General features: G+C 37.9%; 18 protein-coding genes. 15 read left to right on the top strand and 3 right to left on the bottom strand.

Going from position 1 to position 16,664, the window contains the following annotated elements; genetic code table 11:
* The first annotated feature begins 214 nt into the window (after positions 1–214).
* Positions 215–2,020, top strand: coding sequence for a sensor domain-containing diguanylate cyclase (locus NSS70_RS15570; RefSeq protein WP_340881916.1), 1,806 nt, complete (start codon positions 215–217; stop codon positions 2,018–2,020).
* Between the two features lie 145 nt (positions 2,021–2,165).
* Here the strand turns inward: NSS70_RS15570 and NSS70_RS15565 are convergent, their stop codons facing one another.
* Positions 2,166–2,645: a GAF domain-containing protein gene (locus NSS70_RS15565; protein ID WP_340881913.1), complete on the bottom strand. Its 480-nt coding sequence runs from the start codon at positions 2,643–2,645 to the stop codon at positions 2,166–2,168.
* A 124-nt stretch (positions 2,646–2,769) separates the two neighbouring features.
* Here NSS70_RS15565 and refZ point away from each other — a divergent pair, with 124 nt between their 5' ends.
* On the top strand, positions 2,770–3,405 hold the full coding sequence (refZ, locus tag NSS70_RS15560) for a forespore capture DNA-binding protein RefZ (protein ID WP_063387364.1): 636 nt from the start codon (positions 2,770–2,772) through the stop codon (positions 3,403–3,405).
* Here refZ and hisJ read toward each other — a convergent pair.
* Complete coding sequence (hisJ, locus tag NSS70_RS15555) at positions 3,402–4,199, bottom strand: histidinol-phosphatase HisJ (RefSeq protein ID WP_063387365.1); 798 nt, start codon at positions 4,197–4,199, stop codon at positions 3,402–3,404. The two genes, refZ and hisJ, sit on opposite strands and share 4 nt — an antisense overlap.
* Positions 4,200–4,383: 184 nt before the next feature.
* Between hisJ and ezrA the strand changes: the two genes are divergently transcribed.
* The 7 genes from ezrA (at position 4,384) to NSS70_RS15520 (ending at position 11,105) form a co-directional block, all read left to right on the top strand.
* Complete coding sequence (gene ezrA / locus NSS70_RS15550; protein ID WP_340881911.1) at positions 4,384–6,084, top strand: septation ring formation regulator EzrA; 1,701 nt, start codon at positions 4,384–4,386, stop codon at positions 6,082–6,084.
* 503 nt (positions 6,085–6,587) lie between these two features.
* Entirely contained in the window at positions 6,588–7,487 is a 900-nt protein-coding gene (locus tag NSS70_RS15545; protein ID WP_340882543.1) for an aldo/keto reductase, read from the top strand.
* Positions 7,488–7,671: 184 nt separating this feature from the next.
* Complete coding sequence (locus NSS70_RS15540; RefSeq protein ID WP_327847832.1) at positions 7,672–7,881, top strand: hypothetical protein; 210 nt, start codon at positions 7,672–7,674, stop codon at positions 7,879–7,881.
* A 294-nt stretch (positions 7,882–8,175) separates the two neighbouring features.
* Positions 8,176–8,442 carry a hypothetical protein gene (locus NSS70_RS15535; RefSeq protein WP_340881909.1) on the top strand — a complete coding sequence of 89 codons (267 nt, stop codon included), beginning with the start codon at positions 8,176–8,178 and terminating at the stop codon, positions 8,440–8,442.
* Positions 8,426–9,574, top strand: a complete 1,149-nt coding sequence (locus NSS70_RS15530; RefSeq protein WP_339210210.1) for a cysteine desulfurase family protein — start codon at positions 8,426–8,428, stop codon at positions 9,572–9,574. Before NSS70_RS15535 ends, NSS70_RS15530 begins: the two co-directional genes overlap by 17 nt.
* A 2-nt stretch (positions 9,575–9,576) precedes the next feature.
* A complete protein-coding gene (gene thiI / locus NSS70_RS15525) occupies positions 9,577–10,794 on the top strand; it encodes a tRNA uracil 4-sulfurtransferase ThiI (RefSeq protein WP_117017222.1) in 1,218 nt (405 codons plus the stop codon).
* Between the two features lie 92 nt (positions 10,795–10,886).
* Positions 10,887–11,105: an alpha/beta-type small acid-soluble spore protein gene (locus NSS70_RS15520; protein WP_063387370.1), complete on the top strand. Its 219-nt coding sequence runs from the start codon at positions 10,887–10,889 to the stop codon at positions 11,103–11,105.
* 53 nt (positions 11,106–11,158) lie between these two features.
* On the opposite strand, the gene NSS70_RS15515 is transcribed toward NSS70_RS15520, so the two are convergent.
* Positions 11,159–11,959 (bottom strand): NAD kinase, encoded by an 801-nt coding sequence (locus NSS70_RS15515; protein WP_094246343.1) that lies wholly within the window; start codon positions 11,957–11,959, stop codon positions 11,159–11,161.
* Between the two features lie 136 nt (positions 11,960–12,095).
* On the opposite strand from NSS70_RS15515, the gene sppA reads away from it, so the two are divergent.
* From sppA to NSS70_RS15485, 6 genes are all read left to right on the top strand, one after another.
* Complete coding sequence (gene sppA, locus NSS70_RS15510) at positions 12,096–13,097, top strand: signal peptide peptidase SppA (RefSeq protein WP_063387372.1); 1,002 nt, start codon at positions 12,096–12,098, stop codon at positions 13,095–13,097.
* Positions 13,098–13,108: 11 nt separating this feature from the next.
* The gene (locus NSS70_RS15505) at positions 13,109–13,594 is read left to right on the top strand and encodes an RDD family protein (protein WP_063387373.1); all 486 of its coding nucleotides are present in this window, start codon (positions 13,109–13,111) and stop codon (positions 13,592–13,594) included.
* 68 nt (positions 13,595–13,662) lie between these two features.
* Entirely contained in the window at positions 13,663–14,367 is a 705-nt protein-coding gene (locus tag NSS70_RS15500; RefSeq protein ID WP_063387374.1) for a DUF2953 domain-containing protein, read from the top strand.
* On the top strand, positions 14,364–14,831 hold the full coding sequence (ytfJ, locus tag NSS70_RS15495; protein ID WP_066247839.1) for a GerW family sporulation protein: 468 nt from the start codon (positions 14,364–14,366) through the stop codon (positions 14,829–14,831). The genes NSS70_RS15500 and ytfJ overlap by 4 nt, the downstream gene beginning before the upstream one ends.
* Positions 14,832–14,932: 101 nt before the next feature.
* Entirely contained in the window at positions 14,933–15,433 is a 501-nt protein-coding gene (gene tpx / locus NSS70_RS15490; RefSeq protein WP_063387376.1) for a thiol peroxidase, read from the top strand.
* Between the two features lie 90 nt (positions 15,434–15,523).
* Positions 15,524–16,513, top strand: coding sequence for a class I SAM-dependent methyltransferase (locus tag NSS70_RS15485; RefSeq protein WP_339197043.1), 990 nt, complete (start codon positions 15,524–15,526; stop codon positions 16,511–16,513).
* Positions 16,514–16,664 lie beyond the last annotated feature (151 nt).

The following is a 16,664-nucleotide window of genomic DNA, read 5'->3' as shown; positions in this document are numbered from 1 at the left end:
TTTACACAACGATCATTATATGATTTTAAATGAGCGGTGTCAAGATTATTTCCTTTGCTGTCAGCGAAAAGGAATATTTAATCCGACGAACTTCACACATTCATTTCTATTTTTTGTGAAAAAAATACCAATTTTTTCACAAAAAAAAATGTGCTTCATGTTATAATACTATTAAAGTCATAAGGTCTATTTTCCCGGTTATAGGTGGTGGAGTATGGATTGGGATCATTTTGAAAACTTATTTTTCCGATTACTTATGAATGATTCGGACAGGCAGCATTTCGATGAATTTATTAATGAAATGTTTGCCATTTTAATCAAAGCATTTAATCTTCAAAATGTGTCGATTTGGAAAGAGATCGGTTCGAATCTTTTTTTATGCCAATACTCGAGCAATAACGATGTAAAAGGTGCTTCGAAATCATTTAGCTTCAAAGACGATGAACAATTTGTAGTTTACAAAGAAAAAGGACGATTGTTTTTGCAGTATTCGGCAGATTCCTCTCCAAAAATGCTGTTGGAATTCAGAGGAGGCCGTGTACTTCACAAACTTTCTAATCAACAACTAGAAAAAATTTCTAAAATATGTTTTGCCATGTTTTTTCACGGAAAAAAATTATATTTGCAAAAAACGCTTAAAGAAAAATATTATCAATTGTTTTTATTAACTGATGAACTTTATTCCATTATGAAAGAAGAAGAAGTGTTAAACAAGCTTTATAACACTTTGAGGCAAATGTATCCCGACCTATTATGCCATTTCATTTTGCCAATGGATTATTCATTAGGACATGAAATTCCTGTGAAAAATTTGGAGCAGGAAATAGATCAGTATGAGGAAGCTATGACAGCCTTTTTGAAAGGCGATATGGTCGTAAGAAGCTCGTCAAACGGGCTCTATATTTATGTCCCGATTGCAGGAAGACAGGGTGTTTATGGATTAATTGATGTACATATCCCACTTCATATTGAACAAATCGATGACGTAATCGATATGATCGAAAAAGTGGCAAAGGCCGGCGGCAAAGCGCTGGAAAATGCCAAGCTGTATGAACAGTCGAAGCAGCATGTAAACGATTTGCAGCTCATTAATGATACGGCTCGAAAAATTAATAAAAACTTGCGGATTTCAGATACGATGAAATACATGGTTAAAAGAATGCTTCGTTCATTTTCTGCAGATGAGGCCGCTTTTTTTATTTTTGATGAAAATAAAAAATGGAACATGCTTTCAGAAAGTACATCGTTTTTCCATTCAGATGAATCGAAGGCTTACGTTGATTGGGTTGCACAAAATATATTGGAGCAAAATAGTGTATTCACTGGCGATATTTCCAATTCCATTCTCGGGGAAGCCGTTTATAAATCAATAATGGCCGTTCCGATGATCGACAGTGAAAAAATCATCGGATTTGCTGTTGTGCTGCGTAAAGAACCGTATTCCTTCACGTTTGATATGTACAAATTAATGGAATCGCTTGTGTCTCATTCTACACTCGCCTTTACGAACTCCATGCTTCGGGAAAAGCTGGAATTGCTCGTGATCACAGATCCGCTTACAAATCTTTTTAATAGAAAATATTTTGACGAGGTTGTTCATCAATCGTTTAAAGAAGACCAAAGAGGCACATTAATTTTAATAGACGTAGACAATTTTAAACAAATCAATGATACGTATGGCCACCAAGTAGGCGATAAAGTGCTTATTCAAATTGCTAAAACTATAAGGAACAACATACGGGAGGAAGATGTAGGAGCTAGATGGGGCGGAGAAGAGCTGGCCATTTATCTTCCTAAAGTGGGTTTAAAAATCGGATGTGAAGTGGCAAACAGAATTGTTTCAGCTGTGCGGAAATCAACGAAACCGCCTGTAACAGTTTCATGCGGTGTTTCCTGTTGGGATGCAGCCCATAAAAATGATTCGCCTGCCCTTTTTTTTAAAAGAGCAGATGATGCCTTGTATCAGGCAAAGCGCAATGGAAAAAATCAAGTATCGGTTTTAGACCAAGAAAGAGCATAAAGGGTTCCTAGGTATTGCTCTGATTTGTTAAAATCGTTTGACAGATCGTAACTAGGGACCCTTTTTTATATCATTTGAAAGGGTTCAAAAGTTGAATGCTCATTTCCACTCGTTCACGACTTCCGGCGTTTGAAAAACAAGGCTATTAAAGGTATTCTGTAAGAATATTCGTGAATTTTTCTAAATATCTTTGGTCTATTTTATCAAATCGGTTTTTAATCGGGCTGTCAATATCTAACACACCGATTACCTCATCGTTCTTAATAAGCGGGACAACGATTTCCGATTGTGATCGCGCGTCGCAGGCGATGTGTCCAGGGAACTCATTTACATCAGCCACTCTCACCGTTCTTTTTTCGAAAGCAGCCGTTCCGCATACACCTTTGCCAATAGGAATTCGAACGCATGCCGGCAGCCCCTGAAAAGGTCCGAGAACAAGCTCATCTCCGTCTTTTACATAAAAACCAACCCAATTGATTTCTGACAAAAATTGATTCAACAAGGCGGATGCATTAGCTAAATTCGCTATGACATTTTTTTCCCCTTCAATCAATGCTGTAAGCTGTTTTAACACAAGCTCATAATTTTCTTCTTTTGTTCCATTATAGCTTTCGACGACAAACATGGAAATTCCTCACTTTCTTTTTCAAAATGACAAGTAAGTACGAACTTTGTCGAGAAATTATAGCAGGAAAATATCGTTGCGGGTAGAAAACTTCTAACAGCCATCAACAAAAGGAGTGATCCACTTGCAAACGAAAACGAACACTGTTACGAAAGAAAATATCGTTGATGCAGCAATTTTCCTTTTTAATACAAAAGGTTACACCGGAACATCGGTTAGGGAAATTGCCAAACGGGCCAATGCAAATATCGCCCATATTTCTTACTATTTTAAAGGAAAAAACGGATTATTGGAACATTTAGTGTCCAAGTTTTATGAAGGTTATTTAGACGTAATCGATCAATGCTATCAAAAATGTACAGAATCTCCAAAACTCTCTCTTATGGCAATCGTTGAAGAACTTCTCCGCTATCAATATGAAAACCGCCGGCTTGCCCGTTTTGTCCACCGAGAAGTAACGCTTGATTCGACTCTCATTCGCCAGGTGATGATGACTTATTTAGCGAAAGAAAAATATTATTTGCTTAACCTGCTTGAACGAGGGATGCGAGCGAACCAATTTAAACAAGTAGACATTCCCCATTTTTTAGTACAATTCAAAAGCTTAATAAATATGCCGTTTTTACAGCCTCAATACATGTATGAAGTTTTACATATTAATCCGTACGAAGAATATTTTGTCAAGCAATATAGTAAACAGCTGGTTTCATGGCTGGAACAAATACTTTTTCAGAAAAACGAAAAACAATCAAATGACTAAACCATTTTTTCAAAAAGTGAAAAATCGCTGCCTACATCCTTCGCGCTATGGGCATCAGAACCATAAACGAGAGGGATGCTTTGTTTTTTTGCCGCTTGTATAATATCCTCTGGCGGGTAAATTTCTCCGCAAAAGGCTTTTCGTAAACCGGAAGTGTTGACGTCCAGTTCCATCCCCCTTTTGTTCATTTCAGCAAAAATCTGTTCAATATAAGGCTTTTCATCAAATGTGGCTTGGAAAAGCTTTTGAAATTTGTGTATTAGCGTAATATGTCCAAGCCGCTTCGGCTTATACTTTCCAAGATCTGAAACAACCCCTTTTAATACTGTCGCATAATATAATTCGTATAAATGATTGATGCCGCCTGAAAGCTCCGCCATTTTTTGAAACGTATGTTCATCAAAATCTACACAATAATATTGTCCATTTAATTTTAAAAAATGTACGGACAAAATGCTGTCATCAAGAAAAGGACCGTATTTGTCCAAAAATTGCGCTGTTTCTCTTTCAAAACCGTTAATATAGTCTACTTCTAAACCGATATGAATATCGATATCGCGTTTATATTGTTTTTTTAAGTCTAGCAAAATAGACAAGTAGCGGTCGATATCACTGAAGGGCATTGCGCTGTCCTTATCGGGAGTTGGATCAACAAACCCTTCCGGCAATGGAGCATGTTCTGTAAAGGTTATAGCAGAAAATCCTTTTTTTATGGCAGTTTCAATATACAATTCAAATGAATCGTCCGTACCGTGGGGACAAAAAGGGGTGTGAACATGTCCATCTTTTTTCATAGAAATCACCTCAAGTTTGTCGAGATTTATGTGAAAAAATTAAAAATTTTGCTCAAAAAATGTCGTTATCATGGTATCATAAATACATTGAGAACACATTATTTTCTTTTGAAAGTTTTTTCGACAACGTCGTTTAAAATATACATACCCTTTAAGAAAGTGAAACGGACCGAGGGGGCTCATAATGGAAGTTGTGATTGTATTAATTTTATTGATTTTCCTTCTATTTGGAATCGGTTATGGATTTCGAAAAAATATTTATAAAGAAGTAGACCGTCTTGAAGCTTGGAAAATAGACATTATGAATCAGTCCATAACAGATGAACTGTCCAAAGTAAAAGAATTAATCATGAGTGGAGAAACAGAAGAATTGTTTGAACGCTGGCGAAAAGATTGGGACGATATCGTCACTAGCAGGCTTCCGCAGGTGGAAGAGCTTCTGTTTGAAGCGGAGGAATATGCTGAAAAATACCGCTTTAAAAAGTCAAAAGAAGTTTTATTACATATTGAATCGGTTTTAAAAGAAATAGAAGAACAAATAGCCGGCATTGTTCAGCACATTAACGATCTTGTTGCAACAGAAAGCAATAATAAGACAGAAGGTGAAGCAGTCAAACAACAGCTAAAAGAGTTGAAAAAAACACTGCTCTCCCATCGCCATACATTTGGAACTGCGTATGAACGGCTGGAAAAAGAGTTGTATGAAATGTTACATACAATGGAAAAATTTGATGAGGAAATGAACTCGGGAAATTACGTAACAGCGAAGGAAATTTTGGATGAACAAAAACAGAAGCTTGAAGCACTCCAATTAAAAGTAGAGGAGATTCCAAAGCTTTTAACTGAATGTCAAATGATTGTGCCGAACGAGATTTCCGAATTGAAAGAAGGGTATAAAAAACTGCTCGAGGATGGCTACAAGCTTGAGCATTTGGAAGTGGAAAAAGAAATTTCGCATATTGAGGAAAAAATGCAGGGCTTGAAAAAGAAGCTAAGTGAAGCAGAGACAGAAGACGTGAAAATGGGTCTTGATTCCATAAAAGAAACGATTGATAACATTTACGAAATGCTTGAGAAGGAAGTGTATGCGAGCCAATATGTAAGACAAGAAGCGGAAAAAACCGGGGAAAAGCTGCAATCTTTATTAGAGGAAAAAAATGATTTAAAAGAACAAGTCAGTCTTGTACAGCAGAGCTACCAGCTGTCAAATGATGATGTCGACAAGCTAAAAGAGTTGGATAAACTGATGAACCAACTGAAAAATCATTACAAGCATATTTTGGCAAGCATAGAGAACTCCAATATTGCGTATTCCGTTTTACAGGAGGAACTGGAAAGTTTTAATAAGCAAATTGATCAAGCAAAGGAAAAATACAACGAATGGCATTCGATGCTTCAGGCATTGAGAAAGGATGAATTAAACGCGCGCGACAAATTAGCAGAACTAAAGCGAATGATGGCTGAGATTAAACGGGCGATTCGAAAAAACAACATTCCCGGCCTTCCGGAAAGCTTCGTGGAGCAATTACAAACTGCTCAGCAATCGTTTGAAAAGGTCAGCAATGCGCTTGAAGAAATTCCGCTCGATATGGATCGAGTCCAAACGTATTTAAACGATGCTGTGAGCATCATCGAACAATTAAAAGAAAACACAGATGAGATCATTGCCCAAGTTTGTTTAGTCGAAAGATTAATACAATACGGTAATCGATACCGCAGCACGTATTCGGGCCTTGATAAAAAATTAAAAGAAGCTGAACAGTTGTTCAGAAATTATGAATACAGCAAATCTTTGGAGCAAGCGGCTGCTGCCATAGAGGAAATCGATTCGGAAGCGATGAAAAGAATACAGAAGCTTGTTGAAAATGAATTGAAAGATCTATGATTTATGCCTGTCTTCGTTTGAAAGACGGGCATTTTTATTGCCCATGCTCCCATATGGACTATAGTCAGTAAGCATTTTTATTTAACTATGAGGAGTTGAAGCAATAATGCTGTGCGAAATGTCGGTTTGGAGAGTATATTTTTTCACTTAACATGAGAAAACCTATAAGAAATTGAAACTCCACTCGTACAAACATGAGCAATTGCAGAGCTTGTTATCTATAAGATAATGAAATTCCACAGCCGGATGATTTTGTGAATCGTCCTTTCCTTATTTTTATTTGTCCCTTCTAGGCGCTTGCCGCTGTGACGGGCTTTTTTGTTGTAATTCATTGCCACATTTGTTATAAAGGTGAAAAAGGGAAACAATAGCAATCAAACAAACATTAAAAACAAGTTTCGAAAGCACGTACATATTTTTGAAGTTGAAAAGACGGTTGAGGTATGAAAGCGGAATTTTATAGAATGGGAAATTCACAATATAACGGAAAGGGTCGAGAGTGGATGGGAATATTGGACAGTAATAAAATCATGGAAATAAGAAGTCATGTTGAAAAACGAGTAGTGAAGCTGCCTGATGGTACGACTGTTCCATGCATAGGTCAAGGAACATGGTACATGGGAGATAAGCCGCAGGAGAAAGCTAAAGAAATAAAAGCCTTACAACTTGGAATAGAATTGGGCATGAAAGTAATTGACACTGCTGAGATGTACGGAAATGGCGCTTCTGAACGCTTAGTCGGCGAAGCAATCAAAGGGCGCAGAGATGATGTGTTTTTAGTCTCTAAAGTGTATCCGCATAATGCAGGACTAGACAAGATTTCCGTTGCATGTGAAAACAGCTTAAAACGGCTGGGGACGGACTATTTAGATTTATATCTTTTACATTGGCGAGGCCGCATTCCTTTAGAAGAAACAATCGAAGGTATGGAAAAGCTGCGAAAAGAAGGAAAAATATTAAGATGGGGAGTCTCCAATTTTGACACAGACGATATGGAAGAGCTATGGAACACGCTCAACGGATCAAACTGTGCGACAAACCAAGTGTTATACCATATAGGTTCGAGAGGAATTGATTTTGATCTGCTGCCTTGGCACCGGGAACATCATATACCGATTATGGCGTACAGCCCCCTTGCCCAAGGAGGTACATTAAGAAAGCAGTTGTTGACGGATCCAACTGTTAATGAAATTGCAAAAAAATACAATGTAAAACCATTACAAATTGCACTTGCTTGGACGATACGCACGAATGATGTCATTGCTATTCCAAAAGCTGGGCAAGAGCAGCATGTGCTGGAGAATGCTGAAGCTGCTGCTATTGAATTAACCCAAGAAGACTTGAACCGACTTGATGAGGCATTTCCAAAACCTCGTAAAAAAGTGCCTTTGGATATCATTTAACATGTTGCTGAAGCAATATTCGGTAATACGCTGGAGTTGTCCAGAAAGTCAAGCTCCCATCGAAAACAAAAAATCATAAACACCGATATATCAAAGTTTCTAAAACATTAAAGGGGTCAATAACCCGAAAAAACGACTTATTAGACAGCCCCTTCATTAAAAGGAAATAGAAACGAAGGTCGTCATGAAAACTTTTTTTCAAGGATTGACGTTTCCCGAGTTAGCTCTGGCAGGCAAGGAGCAAGCAAAAAGGGCAGCTAAAGGACATGATGATGAACGGATTCAAGAAGCGAATCATCAGCGGGTTAAAACTATTGAACCTGCTGGCAGCTGTGGCAGTGTTCCGGCAGTCTTTTGGAACGACATTACGCTTTGCGCTATAGGCGTTTTATGAGCTGCTTAAAAAGTAATTCACGATAGTCCGGTTATTTTGAAAAATAGAAGCCGATGCTTTTATCAACTTTTTATGGCATAATGAACAGCTGAGAAAATCAGCTAATTCTCGTTTCTCTAAAGCAAAATGCTAGAGGAGTAACGAGTTTTTTTATTTCTTTACTCTGTGTTCTAAAAGTGATTGATAGGAATGAGAAAGAGATTGATCTCAAATTTTATTTGCGGTTCAAGAAATGGGGAACGACTGACGAAGAAAGGGGAAATCATCCGCTTTGAGCGAGATTAGTCGTGCTTGATGATGTCAGTTTTTAAGATTGAACGCGGGAAGTTTTACACGCTGCTTGGGATCGGCGGATGCGGGAAGACGACAATGATCGAAGATGACTTTGTTGAATTCACAAAAAAAGCGGCTTACGTGCTGGACAAAGGCTTTCGTCTGAATGAGCCCGTTTATGTGATGATCTTTTCTTTTTCATTTCAATTTACTTATGTTAATATTGCATTGCAAAGTGTTAGAAAATATAATTCAAAGGGGTATACAACCGATGCTTTACTTGGATAATAGTGCAACTACAAAGCCTTACCCTGATGTACTTGATACGTACCGGCAAGTGGCGGAAAAGTTTTTCGGGAACCCATCATCTCTTCATCATTTGGGTGTTCAAGCGGAAAGACTTTTAACAAAAGCAAGAGAACAAGTAGCCGATTTGCTAGGTGTAAGCGGACAGGAAATCATATTTACGTCTGGAGCAACGGAAGGAAATAATTTGGCGATTAAAGGCGCGGCTTTTGCACAAAGACATAAAGGAAAGCATTTGATTACGACTGTTATTGAACACCCTTCTGTCAGCGAAGCATTTGAACAGCTTGAAAAAGAATTCGGGTTTGAAGTGACGTGGATTCCTGTAAATGAAAATGGCATTGTGTCTCCAGCTGACATACAAAAGGCTGTACGTAACGATACAATCTTAGTGTCCGTTATGCATGTCAACAATGAAATCGGAGCGATTCAGCCAATTGAAGAGATTGGCGAAATACTTAAAAACTATCCGAACATCGTTTATCATGTCGATCACGTGCAAGGAGTCGGGAAGGTTCCTTTAAATATAAAAAAAGCGGGAATTGATTTATGTACAATATCTGGCCATAAATTTCATGCCCTAAACGGTACAGGAGTGTTGTACATTAGAAAAAATACACCAATTCTCACTCTTTTATCAGGGGGTGGCCAGGAAGCAAGCATTAGATCAGGCACCGAAAATTTAGCGGGCAACGTGTCCCTAGCGAAAGGTTTAAGGCTGGCATTCAACGACTATGAAGAGAAGATCGATCGTCTGATTAATACGAAAAACTATCTTATAAATGAGCTTGAAAAAATAGATGGCATTATTATCAACACACCAAAGGAATCTTCCGCCCCTCATATTATCAACTTTTCTGTACCTGGTATAAAAGCGGAAGTTTTAGTTCATATGCTTGAAGAGGAGAATATTTATGTCTCCACTACTTCAGCTTGTTCTTCAAGGAAAAAGGGAGAAAGCAAAGTATTGAAGGCGATGGGCAAAAAAAGCAGCATCACCGAAAGCGCCATCCGCATAAGCCTTTCAATTGGGCAGACGATCGATGATGTCAAGCCGTTGATTGACGTCCTGCCATCATCTATACAAAAATTAAAAAATATAATGGGGTTATAAACATGCAATATGATCATATTTTAGTCAGATATGGTGAAATGTCTTTAAAGGGAAAAAATCGTAAACATTTTATTAACCATTTGAAAAACAATATAAAACTTGCATTGTCTTCCTTTTCGTCTTTAGAGTATACAGCGAACAGAGATCGCCTTTTTATCAAATTAAATGGAGAAGAAGGGGAAAAGGTAGCGGAAAAATTGCAAACAGTTTTTGGCATACAGTCCTTCAGTTTGGCAATCAGAACGAAAAGCGACATCGAAGCCATAAAGGACACGGCTTTACAGGCAGTCAAGCAATTGTATAAAAACGGAGACACTTTTAAAGTGTCGGCCAAAAGAGCAGATAAATCGTTTCCGTTAACTTCAGACCAACTCAATTATGAAATTGGTCGGCATATACTTATTCATACTGACGGTTTGAAAGTAGATGTTCATCATCCGGACATAAACGTGCGCGTAGAAGTCCGTCCGCATGCCACATATATAATGTGCAAAGATTTTAAAGGGGCGGGAGGGCTTCCGGTTGGTTCAAGCGGAAAGGCGATGCTGATGCTTTCTGGAGGAATTGACAGCCCTGTCGCTGGGTATTTGTCAATGAAAAGAGGCTTGGAGATTGAAGCGATCCATTTCTTCAGCCCTCCATATACGAATGAAAGAGCGAAGCAAAAGGTTATGGATCTCGTAGAAAAATTAACCGAATTTGGCGGCAAAATCGTGCTTCACATCGTTCCGTTTACAGAAATTCAAGTGACCATTCAGCAAAAAATATTAGAAAATTATACAATGACATCGACTAGAAGAATGATGTTAAAAATTGCCGATGAAATTCGGAAAAACCGAGGCGCCTTAGCCATTGTAACAGGCGAAAGTCTAGGGCAGGTAGCAAGCCAAACGCTTGAGAGCATGTATGCTATTAATGAAGTGACGACAACTCCTATACTGAGACCTTTAATTTCAATGGATAAAAATGAAATCATTGAAATTGCCGAAAAAATTGATACGTTTGAGATTTCAAACAGACCTTATGAAGACTGCTGTACTATTTTTACACCAGCTTCACCGAAAACGAAGCCGAAAAGGGAGAAAATATTAAAGCTTGAAAGCTATGTAGATTTTCAACCTCTCATTCAGAAGGCGATTGAGGAAACAGTAACAATTGAATTTCCAAGAAAACATGATATACAAGAAAAAATAGAAGAGGATTTTGAAAATTTACTATAATATTCCACAAGTTCAAAACAATTACCATTTCGTTTTATGCATGAAGCCATGTGTTTTTTCACATTCTATATCCACAAGGAGGTGAATGACACATGGCTCAAAACAGATCTAGCAACTCTAACCAAATTTTAGTTCCTGGTGCTGAACAAGCACTTGAGCAATTAAAAACTGAAATCGCATCAGAATTCGGTGTAAACTTAGGTCCTGATACTACATCCCGCGCGAACGGCTCCGTTGGAGGAGAAATTACAAAGCGGCTTGTATCTTTTGCTCAGCAGCAACTATCTGGCGGTGGCGGAACATTTCAATAAATGAATATTTTGGCTTTTGAGCGAAAAGGTGATCCTTTTCGCTCATTTTCATTTTATAAAAAGGTTCTTTTCACTTTATCCCAGAAAGAATTATCTTTTAATTTAACAGTTTTAATTTTTTTCTTTCCTAATTCAATATCCAGCTGGTTGACATGACGAATGCTTAGAGCTTCGTTGTCCATTCCGATAATCGGATAATCGTTGCCGTCCTGCACTACTTTTAACGTAAGCTTTCGATTTCCGCTTAAAATAAAAGAGGATCCTAACGTCCGATATAGATTATTGTTCAAAGATGCAAGTTCAGTTACTTGTAAACAGTCTATGAGCGGATCGACGACAGCTCCCTTCACAGATTTATTGTAGGCTGTGCTCCCTGTTGGAGTGGCAATAATCATTCCATCGCCTCGGAACGTTTCAAAATGCATATCATCAATAAATACATCCAGAACAAATGTTTTAATAATTGCTGATCTGACACTACATTCATTTAAGCAGGAAATCTTTACTTCATGGTCGACGGTGACATCGATGGTTGGATATCTTCTTACCTCGACCTTTTCCAGCTGAAAAGCTTCAACTAATTTGTCTTTTTGATCTATATGGAAATCACAATAAAAACTGATATGCCCTTCAGTTGCGATGCCTATGTACAGACAGTCGTCGCGAAATTGCGTTTTTCTAACCGCTTGCAAAAATGTTCCGTCCCCTCCGATTGCTACGATAATGTTCGCATGTCTCCAATCTTCAACAGGACGAAAATCATACTGCTTCGCCAAGTCAATCAACGAAGCTATTTTCTGTTCAAGGTGATCGCTATGTTTGTAAAAGAAGTAGATATTTCGGCGTGGATCCATCAAAAAAACCCCCTCTTTTTGGAAGATTCTCCACAATTATATAAATAAATGTTAAAATACACTATGATATATAGTTTAACATTTTTATAATGGAACATGTCAAAAAAGGTGAAATTGAATCAAGGAGGTAAACATCTTGAGTGGAAAAAGGTGGGCTGCGTTAGGAATTGCCGCAGCATTATTTGTTTTTTCGATGATCATTAGCTTTACTTCTATGGCTGTTTCAAATGCAGAAAAATTGTCTGAGAATTTTTTTGAATCGCAGTTTTCCGAGGAAGTCCTTGAAGAAGGAATGCCGGATGAAAAAATTGCGGTGCTGGAAGTAAATGGAGTGATTCAAGATACGGGTGAAGATGTTACATCGATTTTTGCCAGTGAAGGCTACAATCATAAAGAATTTTTGAAATTGATTGAAAAGGCCGGCGAGGATAAAAGCGTAAAAGGAATAATTTTGCGAGTCAACTCTCCTGGCGGGGGAGTAGTGGAAAGTGCAGAAATTCATAAAAAACTAATGGAAGTTAAAGAAAAGGCGAAAAAGCCGATTTATGTTTCAATGGGAACCATGGCAGCTTCAGGAGGATATTATATTTCAACTCCTGCCGATAAAATTATTGCAGCACCGGATACGATGACAGGCTCGCTAGGGGTCATTATGCAAGGAATAAACTACAGTGAATTGGCAAAAAACTTTGGGGTGAAAGTAGAAACGATCAAAAGCGGTCCATATAAAGACATTTTTTCTTCAACAAGAGATATGACAAAAGAGGAAAGAGAAATTCTTCAAAAAATGGTGAATAACGCTTATGAAGGCTTTGTAGACGTAATCTCGCAAGGAAGAAAGATGGATGAAGGGGAAGTGCGGAAAATTGCCGATGGACGAATTTATGACGGCCGGCAGGCGAAACAGCTCCATTTAGTTGACGAGCTAGGCTATTTTGATGATGCGGTGGAAATGATGAAAAAAGACTTAGACTTATCAGATCCATATGTATTCAAATATAAATCGAGCTTTGGATTTGAATCGTTCCTTTCCATGATGGCTGGGAAGGTGATCTCTAAAGATCTGGAAATGCAAGGACTATACAAATTGTTTTCACAACCGAATTCTCCCCGCCTGATGTATTTATATTCGGAGTAGGAGGTGCCAACATGGATGGAACATTTGAAGAAATAAATCAAATTGAACAAAAGCGTGAGGTTCAAACAGACATCTCTTATCACTTTGCGGGATTTTGGATGCGGTTTTGGGCATACTTGCTTGACCTCATTGTTGTTTCAAGCGTCATCCGAATTGTTGCCAATCCGCTTTTTTTACTGATCGGATTGGAAAAAAGCGATTTTATTTTTTCACCTTATCGAATTTTAAGCGCCTTGTTTTTCTTTTCCTACTTTATTCTTATGACGAAGTTTTTAGGACAAACGCTCGGGAAAATGGTTTTTGGCCTGCGTGTTATATCTTTAAAAAATGATAAGCTTACATGGACCGATGTTTTCTTCAGGGAATGGATCGGACGGTACATTTCCAAGGTTACGTGGATCGGATATTTGATCGTTGCTTTTACAAAAAAGAAACAAGGACTGCACGATTTATTCAGCGATACAACAGTTATTCATGATGAACGGTTTTCAAGATGACCTGCCGAAAAGGCAGGTTTATTTTTTTATAGAGAGGTGATAATGGTTCACTGAAAGGATGTGAAATTATGCCATTTTGGCTTGCAATAGTCTTTTTCCTATTTTTGATATTTGTGCTTCTTGTTGCAATGACAAAATTAACGATTGTACTTTCATATAAACACGATAAATATGACGATCGGTTAAGAGTGACATTTCTATTGTTTTTTGGCCTTATTCGCTACACAATCAAAATCCCTTTTATAAAACTGGATCAAGAAGGTCCAAATATTGTTTATAAACAAGAAAAAGAAACGAAACATTCAACTCAAAAATCGTCCGAAAAAGTGACTCCTGAAGAGCTGTTTGAGAAGCTGCAAAATTTTAAAGAAATATTGGAAAATGTTATCCATTTTTCCTTTATTATTCGGAAATTTTTGAAGAAGGTTCGGATTGTGAAATGGGAGTGGCGTACTGAAATCGGAACGGGAGAAGCTGCCTCAACAGGAATGTCGGCGGGTACACTATGGGGGATGAAAAGCTCTATTATTTATTTCGCTTCCCGATACTTTACATTAATAGGTTATCCAGTTGTTTCAATCTTTCCTAATTTCAACCGAATGGTTTTGAAAACGACATTTGTATGTATGATGCAATTCCGACTTGGGAATGCTATCATAGCAGGATTGCGTCTCGTAAAATGGTCGAGATCAAAAACAGCATTATGGCGAAACTTACCGTTTGCCAAGAAAAACAAGAAGAATGAACATAGTTTAGAGGAGGCAAAAGTATGAGCGATCATCCGATTCAAGGGTTAATGAAAACGGCAATGGAAAACTTGCAGCAAATGATCGATGTCAATACCATAATTGGCGATCCAGTTGAAACTCCTGATGGGAGTGTTATACTAACCGTTTCAAAAGTGGGATTCGGATTTGCGGCAGGTGGCAGTGAATTTTACGGACCGACAGGTGAAAAACATTCAAGCAGTCCTTATGGAAGCAGCACTACAGGTGAAAAAGGAAAACTTCCTTTCGGCGGAGGAAGCGGAGGCGGTGTATCGATTACGCCAATCGCATTTCTTATTGTTGGAACAAATGGAATCAAAATTCTTCATTTAGATGAAAATACCCATCTTTATGAAAAAATTTTAGATGCAACCCCTCAAACGGTAGAAAAAATTCAAGAACTGTTTCGAAAGAAAAAACATATACAAGACGATAACAATGAAAAAGAAAAAATTGATTTTGACATTTAAAGCTGCTTTGGCAGCTTTTTGAAATTTTCAAACACTTTTTCTTTGAAAAGTCTTCAAAAACAAGCTATAGTTAAACTATACATAGATTTGGAGGGGATAAAATGGCAAACGTAACATTTAAAGGAAATCCGGTAACTCTTTTAGGAAATGAAGTGAAGGTTGGAGATAAAGCGCCTGATTTCAAAGTGCTTGCGAATGATTTGTCGGAAGTTACTTTAGCTGATACAAAAGGGCAGGTCCGAATCATTTCTGTTGTTCCTTCGATCGATACTGGCGTATGTGATGCACAAACACGCCGCTTTAATGAAGAAGCTTCCAAGCTGGATAATGTTAAAATTTTAACAATCAGCATGGATCTTCCTTTTGCGCAAAAACGTTGGTGCGGTGCGAACGGAATTGAAAATGTACAATTGTTATCTGACCATCGCGACGCTTCTTTCGGACAGGCGTACGGAGTATTAATCAAAGAATTGCGTCTGCTTGCTCGCGCTGTTTTTGTTGTTGATTCAAACGATAATGTAACATATGTAGAATATGTCAGCGAGGCGACAAATCATCCAAACTATGAAGCGGCGATTGAAGCTGCAAAAGCAGCAAATTAAGGACCTGATGCAAGGTCCTTTTTTTCTTGCTTATAAAACAATGAAACGCTAAAATGAAAGGATGTGACGAGCTTAAAGGAGGAAGCCTTTATGCAAGGATTTTCAAATGTTGAAAAACTGTTTTCACTCATTAATGAGACGGCAGAAATCATTAAAAACGAAATGAATTGTACATACATTGAAGCGATAGCGAACACAGGAGAAAACCTATTTCACGGAACTACAGTTCAAGATTCCATTAGCGAAATTACAAGTAAAAAACTGAACAATATATACCGGACGTTTCATTTGGATCACTACTCAAATGAAGAAATTCGGAGAGCTTTTCAGCTCGCTGTTTTAAAAGGATTAAAGGAGGATAATCAGCAAATCCACCAAATGACTCCTGACAGCGTTTGCATATTGCTCGGCTATCTTGTGCAAAAATTTTTTCAAGATGAAAAAAATTTAATGATTTTAGACCCTGCTGTAGGTTCGGGTAATTTACTCTCGGCTGTCTTAAACCAACTTGAAGCAAAGCAAGTTGAAAGCATTGGAATCGATATAAATGATTTGTTAGTTAAAATCGCTTATGTGAATGCAAATTTGCAGAAGCATTCTATTGACTTTTATAATCAGGACAGCCTAAAAAACCTTTTTATCGACCCTGTGGATGCGGTGGTGTGCGACCTGCCAGTCGGCTATTATCCCGATCATGACGTCGCAAAGCATTTTGAATTGAAGGCTGATGAAGGCCATTCTTACGCCCATCATCTTTTTATTGAGCAGAGCATCCGCTATACAAAAGAAGGCGGTTATTTGTTTTTCCTTATACCAAACCATCTTTTTGAGACGCCTGAAGCTCCAAAATTGAATCGATATCTAAAAGAAAATACAGTGATCCAAGGCCTGTTGCAGCTCCCGCGCTCCATGTTTAAATCGGAAAATAGTCGAAAAAGCATCTTTATTTTGCAAAAAAAGGGAGAAGGAATTGTACCGCCCAAACGGGTTATGCTTGTTGATCTACCGAAATTTTCGAATAAAAAAGCTCTTGCTTCGATTATGGATCAAATTGATGAGTGGCTCCGGACAAATAAATGAAAAGATGAAGACACTAAAAGGTGACAGCCATGTCGCCTTTTTTTTAGGATTCGGTTTATTTCTTCTATTTTTCATAAAAACTAAACTAGAGAAAAGAAATCTTCGGTTTTAGCGAATAGTGGCTTTCCGTTTCATTTAGGAAGTGGATGGA

The sequence above is a fragment of the Aeribacillus sp. FSL K6-2848 genome (assembly GCF_038004325.1).
In the GTDB taxonomy this organism is placed as follows: Bacteria; Bacillota; Bacilli; order Bacillales; family Aeribacillaceae; genus Aeribacillus; species Aeribacillus composti.
The sequence above is the reverse complement of the archived record's forward strand: the minus strand, read 5'-3'. Positions and strand labels throughout refer to the sequence as shown.

What these genes read in the sequence shown, in the direction of transcription:
- NSS70_RS15570 (WP_340881916.1), top strand. Translation starts at nt 215, where the DNA reads ATGGATTGGGATCATTTTGAAAACTTATTTTTCCGATTACTTATGAAT.
- NSS70_RS15565 (WP_340881913.1), bottom strand. Translation starts at nt 2,645, where the DNA reads ATGTTTGTCGTCGAAAGCTATAATGGAACAAAAGAAGAAAATTATGAG.
- hisJ (WP_063387365.1), bottom strand. Translation starts at nt 4,199, where the DNA reads ATGAAAAAAGATGGACATGTTCACACCCCTTTTTGTCCCCACGGTACG.
- ezrA (WP_340881911.1), top strand. Translation starts at nt 4,384, where the DNA reads ATGGAAGTTGTGATTGTATTAATTTTATTGATTTTCCTTCTATTTGGA.
- NSS70_RS15545 (WP_340882543.1), top strand. Translation starts at nt 6,588, where the DNA reads ATGGGAATATTGGACAGTAATAAAATCATGGAAATAAGAAGTCATGTT.
- NSS70_RS15540 (WP_327847832.1), top strand. Translation starts at nt 7,672, where the DNA reads ATGAAAACTTTTTTTCAAGGATTGACGTTTCCCGAGTTAGCTCTGGCA.
- NSS70_RS15535 (WP_340881909.1), top strand. Translation starts at nt 8,176, where the DNA reads ATGATGTCAGTTTTTAAGATTGAACGCGGGAAGTTTTACACGCTGCTT.
- NSS70_RS15530 (WP_339210210.1), top strand. Translation starts at nt 8,426, where the DNA reads ATGCTTTACTTGGATAATAGTGCAACTACAAAGCCTTACCCTGATGTA.
- thiI (WP_117017222.1), top strand. Translation starts at nt 9,577, where the DNA reads ATGCAATATGATCATATTTTAGTCAGATATGGTGAAATGTCTTTAAAG.
- NSS70_RS15520 (WP_063387370.1), top strand. Translation starts at nt 10,887, where the DNA reads ATGGCTCAAAACAGATCTAGCAACTCTAACCAAATTTTAGTTCCTGGT.
- NSS70_RS15515 (WP_094246343.1), bottom strand. Translation starts at nt 11,959, where the DNA reads ATGGATCCACGCCGAAATATCTACTTCTTTTACAAACATAGCGATCAC.
- NSS70_RS15505 (WP_063387373.1), top strand. Translation starts at nt 13,109, where the DNA reads ATGGATGGAACATTTGAAGAAATAAATCAAATTGAACAAAAGCGTGAG.
- NSS70_RS15500 (WP_063387374.1), top strand. Translation starts at nt 13,663, where the DNA reads ATGCCATTTTGGCTTGCAATAGTCTTTTTCCTATTTTTGATATTTGTG.
- ytfJ (WP_066247839.1), top strand. Translation starts at nt 14,364, where the DNA reads ATGAGCGATCATCCGATTCAAGGGTTAATGAAAACGGCAATGGAAAAC.
- tpx (WP_063387376.1), top strand. Translation starts at nt 14,933, where the DNA reads ATGGCAAACGTAACATTTAAAGGAAATCCGGTAACTCTTTTAGGAAAT.
- NSS70_RS15485 (WP_339197043.1), top strand. Translation starts at nt 15,524, where the DNA reads ATGCAAGGATTTTCAAATGTTGAAAAACTGTTTTCACTCATTAATGAG.